8 protein-coding genes and 1 pseudogene are annotated in these 12,262 nt (G+C 53.7%); 6 read left to right on the plus strand and 3 right to left on the minus strand.

Translation table 11 applies throughout. From position 1 onward, the window contains the following. Positions 1 to 196: 196 nt before the first annotated feature. Positions 197 to 781 (plus strand): DedA family protein, encoded by a 585-nt coding sequence (locus tag MUG06_RS08430; RefSeq protein WP_215847269.1) that lies wholly within the window; start codon positions 197 to 199, stop codon positions 779 to 781. On the opposite strand, the gene MUG06_RS08435 is transcribed toward MUG06_RS08430, so the two are convergent. Next, positions 775 to 1,548 carry an SDR family oxidoreductase gene (locus MUG06_RS08435; protein ID WP_243078294.1) on the minus strand — a complete coding sequence of 258 codons (774 nt, stop codon included), beginning with the start codon at positions 1,546 to 1,548 and terminating at the stop codon, positions 775 to 777. The two genes, MUG06_RS08430 and MUG06_RS08435, sit on opposite strands and share 7 nt — an antisense overlap. A gap of 116 nt (positions 1,549 to 1,664) precedes the next feature. Between MUG06_RS08435 and MUG06_RS08440 the strand changes: the two genes are divergently transcribed. The 5 genes and pseudogenes from MUG06_RS08440 (at position 1,665) to MUG06_RS08460 (ending at position 10,011) form a co-directional block, all read left to right on the plus strand. Further along, positions 1,665 to 3,479 (plus strand): glycoside hydrolase family 15 protein, encoded by a 1,815-nt coding sequence (locus MUG06_RS08440; RefSeq protein ID WP_243078295.1) that lies wholly within the window; start codon positions 1,665 to 1,667, stop codon positions 3,477 to 3,479. A gap of 196 nt (positions 3,480 to 3,675) precedes the next feature. Further along, positions 3,676 to 4,767 carry a L,D-transpeptidase family protein gene (locus MUG06_RS08445; protein ID WP_215847272.1) on the plus strand — a complete coding sequence of 364 codons (1,092 nt, stop codon included), beginning with the start codon at positions 3,676 to 3,678 and terminating at the stop codon, positions 4,765 to 4,767. Positions 4,768 to 4,916: 149 nt separating this feature from the next. Beyond that, complete coding sequence (locus MUG06_RS08450; protein ID WP_243078296.1) at positions 4,917 to 6,179, plus strand: HlyD family efflux transporter periplasmic adaptor subunit; 1,263 nt, start codon at positions 4,917 to 4,919, stop codon at positions 6,177 to 6,179. Continuing rightward, positions 6,179 to 8,290 carry a peptidase domain-containing ABC transporter gene (locus MUG06_RS08455; protein ID WP_243078524.1) on the plus strand — a complete coding sequence of 704 codons (2,112 nt, stop codon included), beginning with the start codon at positions 6,179 to 6,181 and terminating at the stop codon, positions 8,288 to 8,290. The genes MUG06_RS08450 and MUG06_RS08455 overlap by 1 nt, the downstream gene beginning before the upstream one ends. A gap of 119 nt (positions 8,291 to 8,409) precedes the next feature. Further along, a pseudogene (locus tag MUG06_RS08460) lies at positions 8,410 to 10,011 on the plus strand (inorganic phosphate transporter). A 36-nt stretch (positions 10,012 to 10,047) separates the two neighbouring features. Here MUG06_RS08460 and MUG06_RS08465 read toward each other — a convergent pair. Together MUG06_RS08465 and dusC are read right to left on the minus strand one after the other, a co-directional pair. Further along, positions 10,048 to 11,238, minus strand: coding sequence for an MFS transporter (locus MUG06_RS08465; protein ID WP_215847274.1), 1,191 nt, complete (start codon positions 11,236 to 11,238; stop codon positions 10,048 to 10,050). 73 nt (positions 11,239 to 11,311) lie between these two features. Next, complete coding sequence (gene dusC, locus MUG06_RS08470) at positions 11,312 to 12,262, minus strand: tRNA dihydrouridine(16) synthase DusC (RefSeq protein ID WP_215847275.1); 951 nt, start codon at positions 12,260 to 12,262, stop codon at positions 11,312 to 11,314.

Here is a 12,262-nt window from a genome sequence, read left to right on the forward strand (position 1 = left end):
TGCGATGGGCCGCCCTCCTCTCAACTTCAGACTTGTCCTAAGGGCAGCTTCTTCTCAAGTATAAGCGTCACAGCAATTTCTGTGGCACTTGCTCAATAATTCATCGCTAAAAGCAGTAGAGGCCCTTTGCTGGGCGGAAGGAAACGCCGTTAGCGTATAGACTGAAAGTCTAATTCTCATAACAGGGAGGTCTGTTTTGCATTTTGATATCAACGGATTAATTACCCAATACGGTTATTTGGCACTTTTCATTGGCTGCATTGCTGAAGGGGAAACATTTACATTACTCGGTGGCGTGTCGGCACATGAGGGCTTACTGCATTTTGGCGGCGTGGTGCTGGCTGCGATGGCGGGCGGTATCGTCGGCGATCAATTGCTTTATTGGCTGGGACGACGCTACGGTACGCAAATTTTGCGCCGCATCAAAAAGCATCAGGACAAAATTGTTAAAGCGAACCGTTTGATTAAACGTCGCCCCAGCCTGTTTGTGATTGGTGTGCGCTTTATGTATGGCTTTCGCTTAATCGGCCCGATTATTATCGGTGCCAGCCGCCTTAATCCGATGAAGTTCTTTCTCCTTAACATAGTGGGCGCAGCCATCTGGGCACTGATCTTTGTCACACTGGGCTATTTTGCGGGCGGCATTATTGCGCCTTGGTTACACAAACTCGACCAGCACTTAAAACATCTGCTTTGGCTGGTCGGTGCGATTGTATTTGCCCTGCTGCTGCGCTGGGTGATCCGCCGCTGGCACACCAAACGTGCGGATGCCGATCAGTAACCTTTAAACTGCGGATTCGCTAGCATGAATCCGCCATCCACAATAAATGACTGTCCGGTGGTGTAGGTTGCCCATTCTGAGCATAACCACGCCACCAGACTGGCAATTTCATGGGTATCGCCGGGTCGGCCTGCTGGGATTTCCGGCATTTTTATCTGATGCGCATCGGCATCGCTCATCTCGTTCATCGGCGTGGCAATCGCGCCAGGCGCAACGGCATTCACCAAAATGTTATGCGGCAACAGGCTCAGCGCCATGGACTTGGTCAAGCCGCCAATGGCATGTTTTGATGAGGTATAAGCCACTGAACCTGGCAGCGGCGTGTGTTCGTGAACTGAGCTAATATTGATGATACGGCCACCGTCACCCTGCTCCACCATCTTACGTGCGGCAATCTGGCTACAAACGAATGCACCTTCAACGTTCACGCTAAAGACTTTGCGCCAGTCTTCAAATTTCACATCAAGAAAATCGGCTTTGATATTGACGCCAGCATTGTTGACCAGCACATCAATACGGCCAAACTTATCGATCAACTGTTGCAATGATTCACCTCCCTTTTGCGGATCGGAGAGATCGAGGTGAATAACTTCTGCACGTTGGCCTTTATCACGGACGCGCTGTGCGGTTTCGTGCGCGCCCTTGTCATCTGAGCGCCAGGTAATACCAATATCAAATCCCTGTTCCGCCAGCATTTCAGCGCAGCGGCTGCCGATGCCAGAATCTGATGCGGTAATGATCGCGACTTTGGTGTGTTGTGCCGTCATTGTTACCTCCTTCACGTGTATGTCCCAGAAGTATAGAACTTATCCTTCTGTGCCCAAGCGAGACCGCGCTGTGTCTCTTGTCTATAGTTAAAGTTGACCACGACCGGGAGAAAGGGATGAGCACCGTAAAACGCAAAATTGAGGATCACGGCGTTATTGGCGATTTGCGCACCTGCGCACTGGTCGCTAATGACGGCACCATTGACTATCTCTGCTGGCCAGAACTCGACAGCCCTTCGGTTTTTACAGCTTTACTTGATGGCGATGACAGCGGCCTGTTTTCTCTTGCACCCGACTGGCCAGATGCCCGCCGTCAGCAGCTTTATCTTCCTGATACCAATATTCTGCAAACGCGCTGGTTAGGTGACGACGGCGTGGCGGAAATTACCGATTACATGCCGATTTGCGACGATCGCGACAAATTACCGCGTATCATTCGGCGGATAAAAATGGTGCGTGGCAGTGCGCACTTTACGATGCGCTGTTCGCCGCGCCATGATTACGCTCGCGCACAAACCCATGCCGAAGCCCAGCGCGGCTGCATTGATTTTCATGCCGAAGGCCAGCCTTCTCTGCGCCTGGCGGCAACGGTTGTCATGACGCTGGAAGCGCACGCCGCCACCGCCAGTTTTACGCTCAAGGCGGGCGAGCATGCCGAATTTGAATTTGGTAGCGTCAACGATTCACATATCGAAGCGATCAAAACCGAACACTGCTTTCAGGAAACACTGGAATTCTGGTGCCGCTGGAGCAACAAAAGTAATTATCATGGCCGCTGGCAGGAAATGGTGCAGCGCTCGGCGCTGGCATTGAAATTACTCACCTCATATCAACACGGCTCGATCGCTGCTGCTGCCACGTTTGGCCTGCCGGAAGAGTTAGGCGGCGAGCGCAACTGGGATTATCGCGCGTCCTGGATCCGTGATGCGTCTTTCAGCATGTATGCCCTGATGCGTCTCGGCTATGTGGATGAAGCCAAGCATTTCACCCGATGGGTGGGTCGATGTGTGGAGAATAGCCATCACGATGAAATGCGCTTGCAGGTGATGTATCGACTCGACAGCGGCACCGAACTGCATGAAATGGAGCTACTCAATCTTTCTGGCTATGGCGACTCACGTCCGGTGCGCATCGGTAATGATGCCTGGCAACAAACCCAGCTGGATATTTATGGTGAATTAATGGACGCCGTTTATCTCGCCAACAAATATGGCGAAGCCATTTCTCAGCGCGGCTGGCGTCACGTTTCGCAGATGATTGATCGCCTGTGCGATAACTGGAATCAACCCGATGCGGGGATTTGGGAGATGCGCGGCGAGCCGGAGCATTTCCTGCATTCACGGCTAATGTGCTGGGTCGCGATGGATCGTGCGCTGCGTCTGGGCATGAAGCGCTCGCTACCAATGCCTTATGAACGTTGGGATCGGGTACGCCGCGAGATCCGCGAAGATATCTGGCAAAACTTCTTTAACAGCGAGCGCGGTCATTTTGTCTCAACCCGCAATGGCGAATATCTTGATGCTTCTATGCTGTTGATGCCGCTGGTGCGCTTTGTCGGCGCCACCGATCCAGACTGGCTGGCGACGCTGGACGCGATCAAATCACAGCTGGTCAGCGATGGCATGGTTCGTCGCTACAATATTCACCAAACCCCGGCTGATGGATTGAAAGGTGGCGAAGGATCATTTGGTGCGTGTTCGTTCTGGTATGTGGAATGTCTGGCGCGCGCCGGACGTATTCAGGAAGCCCATTTTGAATTTGAAAAGCTGCTCAGCTATGCCAACCCGCTTGGGCTGTATGCGGAAGAGTTCGATAGCCGTGGACACGCTTTGGGCAATTTTCCACAGGCACTGACGCATCTGGCGTTGATCAGTGCCGCTTTTTTCTTGAATCGGAAACTCAGCGGTGAAATCACGTTGTGGCAGCCCTAAAAAGGCCTGTTTCGTCTAAAATGGCGGAAAAAATCATCTGGATAACACGGTAAGTTACGTAAAGAGTAGTAAGACGGTTAAAATCCCGATTCACAACTTGAGATCAATGAACATATAATGCGCAGCAGGTCACTTTGACCAGCATGGGTTCGATACACTGACAAGCCTGAAACATGGCGATAACGACTTGTAAAATATGAAAATGAGCATTCGCGCGTTCGCTTCAATCGCTTTGGCTCTGGCTGCTTTCAGCCAGTCCGCCTTCGCTGTGGTTTACCCCTTGCCTGCGGCAAATAGCCGTCTGACCGGGGAAAATATCGAAATTACCGTTCCACAGGACAGCAAATTGCCGCTGGAAGCTTTTGCGGCGCAGTATCAAATGGGTCTTAGCAATATGCTGGAAGCCAACCCGGGTGTGGATGTTTATCTGCCTCAGGCTGGCCGTAAAATCATTATCCCACAGCAGTTGATCCTGCCCGACGCGCCGCGTGAAGGCATTGTGATTAACAGCGCGGAAATGCGTCTCTATTACTACCCGAAAGGCACCAAAACGGTCGTTGTGTTGCCAATTGGTATTGGTGAGTTGGGCAAAGATACGCCGATTAACTGGACAACCACCGTACAACGCAAAAAAGATGGTCCAACCTGGACCCCGACTAAAGCGATGCATGCGGAATATGCTTCACGCGGTGAAAACCTGCCAGAAGTCTTCCCGGCGGGTCCAGATAATCCAATGGGCTTATATGCGCTCTATATTGGTCGTCTGTATGCGATTCACGGCACCAATGCCAACTTCGGCATTGGCCTGCGCGTAAGCCATGGTTGCGTACGTTTACGTGCTGATGACATCAAGTGGCTGTTCCAGAATGTGCCCGTCGGAACACGCGTTCAGTTCGTTGATCAACCCGTTAAAGCCACGGTTGAGGCGGACGGTTCACGTTATATCGAGGTGCACAATCCACTTTCTACCACTGAAGAGCAGTTCAACTCGCGCGAACTGGTGCCGATTACGCTGACTCAGGCGGTAAGTAAAGTGTTGGTTGAAGGCAGCGTGAATCAGGATGCCGTCAATAACGCGATTCAAGCACGTACCGGCATGCCGGTAAAAGTTAACGGTGTAGAAAACAGCATTCAAACTGCCCCGGTTGACGTACCTGAAACGCAGGACGCGCAGCCAAAAGAAGAGCCAATGACGCCAATGACCTCACAAGGCGCTAACGTCACGGATCCCAACGCTGCTCAGCCGGCACAATCACAGCCTGCTGCTACCAGCAACGACAATTCGTAATTGTTGAGTGGTTCAAAAAAGCCAGCGCTTGCGCTGGCTTTTTTATTGCCATCGCGCTGATTTCCCGCCCTTTGTTAGATGAATCGATATTGATTCTGCTGCGTTCTCGTCGAATAATCGCCCGCAATTAACCCGCTCAGGAGAGCCGGATGGCGACGCCACTTTTTCGACAGGGATTTATCGATAGCCAGCAGCAGCCTACGCTGCAAGGCACGCTGGTGTTGCCGGTTCAGGGTAATCTCACGCTGCTTGCTGCGATCTCTTTACTCCTCTTGCTGTTGCTCATCTTGTTTCTGGCTTTTGGTAGCTATACGCGTAAAGCGCAGCTTCAGGGCATTATTTTGCCTGCTGCCGGGCTGTTTCACATCACCAGCCCGCGCGATGGCTATGTGCAGCGCCTGATGTTTCATGAAGGAGAGACTGTCTCGCCAGATGCCACGCTGTTGCAACTCAGTACGTCATCATTACAAGGGATCGGCGACGACAATTTACAGGCGCAGCGTGATTCGTTAGCGCGTCAGTTACAGCACCTGGTGCAGCAACTTATGCAGGAACAGGCGTTGATGCAGTTGCAACAGCAGCACAGCGAACTGCATCGTCAGCAGTTGTTAGCGGAGAGGGTCAGCGCTGACCATACGCTAACCCTTGCCAGGCAGAGATCAGCACTATTGAAACGCGATGCCACGCGCTTTCAGCAACTCCATCAGCATCAGTTCGTTTCAACCCGTGAACGCGAACAGCAGCAGCTGATGCTTAATGAAGCGCAGCTGGCAGAAACGCAGTTGCATCAGCAAAAGCAGCGGCTGGAGCGCGAACTTATTCAGCTTGATACCAGCCAGCTGCAACAAAACCAGCAGTTTGCCATCCGTCGCGAAACGCTGCTGGGCCAACAAGCGTTACTGCAACAACAGCAGTTAGCGCTGGCGGCTCAGGGCGAAAGCCATATTCGGGCGCCGGTTGCCGGTCAAATAGCGGCCTTGCTGGTGAAAGCCGGTGAAAGTGTGCGCGCCGGTGAACGCCTGCTGACGTTATTGCCCGCTGATGCACAGCTACAGGCAGAGCTTTACGCCCCGAGCAGCGCGGTGGGATTTATCCAGCCCGGTCAGCGTGTAGGATTGCGGCTTAATGCATTCCCCCATGAGAAATTCGGTATTCAGTGGGGCAAAGTGCAAACCATGACGCTGGTGAGCCTGCAAGCCGGCGATGTCTTGCCGCGCCAGCTGGCCACCTGGCAGCGCAGCGAGGCGCATTATCGCATCGTGGTCGCGTTGGATAGCGCCACGCTGCGCGCCTACGGACGCGACGAGCCGCTGCGCCCCGGCATGACATTAAGCGGTGCAGTAGAGCTTGAGCAGCGCTATTTGTGGGAATGGCTGTTAGAGCCGCTTTGGGCGTTGCGGGGTAATTTGTGATGCGCTATGAGATTCGCTGGCGGCGTCGTATGCCGCTGATCATGCAAACTGAATCAGCGGAATGTGGGCTGGCCTGCCTTGCAATGGTACTCGACCACTTCGGTCAACGCTGCGATCTTGCCAGCCTGCGCAACCGCTTTTCGCCCTCCTCTCAAGGCATGCGCCTGAATGAACTGTTGGCTTGTGCCGAAGCCTGTGAACTGCAAGGGCGTGCGCTGCGGCTGGAGATGGATCAGCTGCGGCAGTTATCCTGCCCGGCGATTCTGCACTGGGATAACCAACATTTCGTGGTGCTGGTAAAAGTCTCACGCCACGGGATTGTGATTCACGATCCCGCGGCTGGCCGCACAACACAAAGCTGGGCGGCAGTGAACCGCCATTTTACGGGTATTGCGCTGGCGTTAACGCCGCGTCCGGCGTTTGTGCCGCAGGATCAGCGCCGTGACATCGGCTTACGTCAGTTGTTGGGGCAATGTCATGGCTTGATCCCCGCGTTGGCACGCATTTTTTGTTTTGCCTGCGTCCTTGAAGTCTTCGCCTTGGGCGCACCGTTGCTGAACCAAATGGTCATTGATGATGTGCTAGTAGCGCGTGACAGCAGTTTGTTGACGCTGATTACATTGGCGCTATTGCTGCTAGTCGCGGTGCAAACGCTGCTCGGTCTGCTACGGCAATGGGCGATTTTATCGCTGTCGCTGTCGCTCAACGTGCAGTGGAGCCAGAACGTATTTCATCATCTACTGCGTTTACCGATCGCCTGGTATGAAAAGCGTGATACCGGCGGGATCAGCGCGCGTTTTGATGCGGTAAATACGCTGCAAAGCACCTTGACTAACACGCTACTCAGCGCGCTGCTTGATGCCCTTTTGGTTCTCACGCTGTTAGCCATGATGATGAGCTACAGCATAAAGTTGAGTGCTATTGCACTCGTCAGCGCCCTGCTCTATTTTTTGCTGCGGCTGGTGGCCTATCGCCCGTTTCGTCAGGCGACCGAGCAAAGTTGGCAAGCTGCAACGCGTGAAAACAGCCATTTTCTTGAAACGCTGCAAGGCGTGCTGAGCCTGCGTATCAATGCGGCTATGTCGGCGCGAGAGAGTGCCTGGCTGCAGCTTAATATTGCCCGACGCAATGCCGAATTGGCTGAGCAAAAGCTGTCAATGCTGTTTGGTGTCATTGAAATTGCCTTGTTGAGCCTGAGCGCCGCGCTGGTGTTATGGCTGGGCGCAACCGAAGTGCTGGAGGATCGTTTCACTGTTGGGATGCTGGTGGCGTGGCTCAGCTTTCAGGGTCGCTTCTCCAGCAGCATCAGCAACCTCACCGACAGCTTGTTTAGCTGGTTACAGGTTGGCGTCTATCGCGAGCGGCTGGCCGATATTGTGCTGGCGCCGCTGGAGGCCGCCGCTAATCTGCGGCCTGAACCTCTCGTTACGTCATCTGCGCACGTTATAGAGGCGCATCAACTCCGCTTCCGTTATCACCCCAACGCGCCATGGTTGTTGGATAACGCCACATTTACCTTGGGTGCCAATGAAATAGTGGCGATTACCGGCCCCTCAGGCTGCGGTAAAACCACGCTGGCTAAACTGCTGCTGGGGCTACATCCATTAGAAAGCGGCGAAATTATCTTATTGGGTCAGCGGCTCAGCGCGCAGCATTGCGCTAACGTGCGGCAAAACGTTGGCTGCGTGTTACAGGAGGATCGACTATTTAGCGGATCGATTCTGGAAAACATTACGCTGTTTAGCCAACCCGCCGATCGAGAATGGGCGCAACACTGCGCAAGTCAGGCACAGATTGACGATCACATTCAGCGCTTACCGATGGGATATCAGACCTTATTAGGCGAACTCGGCGGCGCGCGCTCTGGCGGCCAGCGTCAGCGCTTACTGCTAGCACGGGCGCTCTACAAACGGCCGCGTTTGTTGATTCTTGATGAAGCCACCAGCCAGCTCGACAGCGAAAACGAACGCCTGATCGCCAACGTGCTGCGCGATTTACATTTACCGGTGTTGCTGATCGCGCATCGGCCTGAAACCCTTGCCAGCGCCGATCGGGTGCTGATATTGCAGCAGGGTCAACTGTTGCCTTGGGCGAATACAGACACGCCTTAACCCCATGCACTGTTAAGCCCAGAATCGAACCCGATCATTTTTCTGTCATACAACGCGCGTATCACACTGCAAATACCGGGTGCGAAATGGCATCTGCAACCTGAAAGCCGAGGTATGCCATGAGTGAAAACAGCGTCTCTTCCCCAATAAACCGAGGGCGTCCTAATTTCGACAGCAAAGGCAACCGATATTCGAAGCCGCTGTTTCTCATTTTGCTGGTATCAGGTTTGGCCTTTGCCGGTCTGAATTTATTTCATGATGTCGAAGAAACTGGTGCGCCAGTGACCAGCTACGTGCCCTTTCTGCTGCTGGGTTTAGCGCTGCTAATTGCGCTTGGTTTCGAATTCGTCAACGGTTTCCATGACACCGCCAATGCAGTGGCAACGGTGATTTACACGCACTCGCTGACACCGGGCGTTGCGGTGGTCTGGTCAGGCATTTGCAATTTTCTTGGCGTGCTGCTCTCTAGCGGCGTGGTGGCATTCGGTATTATTTCATTGCTGCCGGTTGAGTTGATTTTACAAGCCGCCAGCGGCAGCGGCTTTGCCATGGTTTACGCGCTGCTGTTCTCAGCGATTATCTGGAATCTTGGCACCTGGTATTTTGGCCTTCCTTCTTCCTCATCCCACACGCTGATCGGATCGATTATTGGCGTAGGTGTGGCGAATGCCTTGCTGCACGGCCGCAGCGGTTTGAGTGGTGTCGATTGGGATCAGGCATTAAAAGTGGGTTATTCACTGCTGCTTTCGCCGATTGTGGGCTTCGTTTGTGCCGCCCTGTTGCTGTGGGCGATGAAGATGTTGATCCGCAATCGTCAGCTTTATCAGGCACCGGCAAACGATCAGCCACCGCCAGTCTGGATCCGCGGTATGCTGATCCTGACCTGCACCGGTGTTTCGTTTGCGCATGGATCAAATGATGGGCAAAAAGGCATGGGATTGATCATGCTGATCTTAGTCGGCACCATGCCGATCGCTTATGCGCTTAACCGCTCGCTGCCCCCCGATCAAATTCCGCGCGTGGCAGCATTAACCCAGGTGACGGAACAGTAACTGCTGCAAATTCAACCCGCCGCTAATCCGCTGCCCCCCTCGCGTGAGGTGCTCACCGAATTCGTGCGCAGCAGCACCCTGAATCCAAACGTTCTGCCCGCGCTGGCAATGACGCTAAGTGATATCGGCGACCAGATTCGTCGTTATGGCTCAATGGAAAATATCCCGGCTCAGTCTGTTTCCAATACTCGCAACCAGATGTATCTGGCATCAGAATCGATCAAGCATTTGCAAACCGCTGAAGCCAAATTGCCGGAAGAGACCGCTCGCAATTTAACAGCGATGAAGCATGAGCTGGACAGCGCAACGCGCTTTATTCCGATGTGGGTAAAAGTGGTGGTGGCGATCGCGCTGGGGCTGGGAACCATGGTGGGATGGCGACGAATTGTCGTTACGGTGGGAGAGCGCATTGGTAAAACTCATCTTACCTACGCGCAAGGTGCCAGCGCCGAATTAGTGGCAATGATGACGATTGGTGCTGCCGACGGCTTTGGCCTGCCGGTTTCAACTACCCATGTTCTCTCTTCGGGCGTTGCCGGCACCATGGCTGCGAACCGCTCAGGTTTGCAAATGTCCACATTGCGCAACCTTGCCGTCGCCTGGATATTAACGCTGCCGGTTTCTATTCTACTTTCAGCCCTGCTATATGCGCTGTTTATCCATTTTTAATCAAATGACGTTGCGCGGCATAATACCGCGCAACGCTTATTGGCTCTGACGCGAACGTTGCAAATGCAGCCGTAACGTCATCAGCATTGCACCCAGCACCATCATTGCGGCTGCCAGATAGACTGATTGCATGCCCCAATGGCTGATAAACAATCCCGCCACCGGACCGGTTAATCCCAGCCCTAAATCCAGAAAAGCTGAATAGGTACCCAATGCAGCACCCTGATCCTGCCGCTGAACCTGTTTTACGGCTTCAACGCCCAGAGCCGGGAAGATCAACGAGAAGCCGCAGCCGGTAAGAAAGGCGCCGAACCCTACGACCATTGCACTGTCGGCTTGCCAGATGATAATCAAGCCCAAACATTCCAGCAGAAAAGAGCCGAGCGACACCTTTAAGCCGCCAAAACGCGTGATGTAACGGCCAAAACCCAAACGCACCATCACAAAACCCAGGCTGAATACCGACAGCGCCAAAGCCGCGCCACTCCAGTCGCGGCTGGCAAAATAGAGCGTAATAAAGGTGGCGATAACACCAAAACCGATGGTGCCAAAACCCAGCGCCATGCCGTATAACCAGACACGCGAAAAGACGCGATGGAAAGGCGTACGTTCACCGACGCTCACGCTAACCGCAGGTTTGCTGCTCGCCAGCAAATAACCGCCAATGCCCATTAAGGCAATCAATCCGGCAAAACCGCTCATGCCAAACCAATTATTGAGCATCACACCCAGCGGAGCACCAATTGCCATGGCCAGATAGGTTGCAACACCATTCCATGAGATAACGCGCGCCGTTTGCAATGGCCCAACGACGTTCATGCCCCACAAAGTTGAACCGGTGCTGCTGAAGCTTTCACCTACGCCAAGAAACAAGCGCCCCAGCGCCAGCAGGCCCAAACTGAGCATCGGTGAATGACTCATAAGCGCTGCCAGAATGGTAAGCACGCCGCTCATGCCACAGCAGATCAATCCCAGCATCACCACGCGTTTTGGCCCGAGGCGATCGGCAAGAATGCCCGATTGCGGACGGCTGAGTAAGGTCGCAAAGTATTGCAAACTGATGATTAATCCGGCGATAAACGCGCTAAACCCCAGCTGATTTTTAACAAAACCGGGCAGCACCGCCAGCGGCAGACCGACAGAAAGGTAACAAAAGAAGGTGAAGATGATGACGGAGAGAATACGTTTGTTGAGTTGGCTGTTACTCAATACAGCGACGTCAGACATAGCAGGCTTTTAATAGAGGTGGAAATATCGTCCATCATACCCTTAGCATGCTAACCAGTCGCCTGCTTTTTTATCACAAGCCATGAACAGCCGCATGACGATCAATCGCTAAAGCAATGTCACTCGAGGTTTTTAACGCACGGATTTCGCTGAATAATCCGTCCGCTTCGCGGTAAGCTTTGCGCAGGTAGCCGAGCCACTGTTTGATGCGTGCGACATGATAAAGTCCGGTGTCGCCCTGCTTTTCCAGGCGGGTATATTTTTGCAGCAACGCAACGACATCCGGCCACGGCATTGGCGCTTCGTTATATTTCACAACCCGGCTCAGATTGGGCACATTGAGCGCACCGCGACCCAGCATTACCGCATCACAACCCGTTATTCGTAAGCAGTCTTGCGCGCTTTGCCAGTCCCAAATTTCACCGTTGGCGATAACAGGAATGCGCAGTCGCTGACGTATTTCGCCAATCGCCTGCCAGTTGATCGCTTCGGCGCGATAACCGTCCTCTTTGGTACGACCGTGCACCGCCAGCTCGCTGGCTCCAGCCTGTTGCACTGCATCAGCAATTTCCATGCTGCGCGCACTGGAATCCCAGCCAAGGCGCACTTTTACCGTCACCGGCAAGTCTGCGGGAACGGCTTCACGCATCGCTTTAGCACCGCGATAAATCAGTTCGGGATCTTTGAGTAATGTGGCTCCGCCACCGCTGCCGTTCACTAATTTGGAAGGACAACCGCAGTTGAGGTCAACGCCCCATGAACCGAGTTCTGCCGCACGTGCGGCATTCTCAGCGAGCCATTCAGGATATTGCCCCAGCAGCTGCAAACGCACCCGCGTGCCGGATGGCGTGCGGCTGGCATTTTGCAGCTCGGGGCAGAGACGATAAAAGGATTTTACCGGCAGCAACTGATCAACTACGCGCAAAAACTCAGTGATGCATAAATCGTAGTCGTTCACTTCCGACAGCAACTGGCGAACCAGCGAATCAAGCACGCCTTCCATCGGCGCCAGTAAAACCCTCAT

It is taken from the genome of Pantoea sp. MQR6 (genome assembly GCF_022761075.1).
In the GTDB taxonomy this organism is placed as follows: Bacteria; Pseudomonadota; Gammaproteobacteria; order Enterobacterales; family Enterobacteriaceae; genus Pantoea; species Pantoea phytostimulans.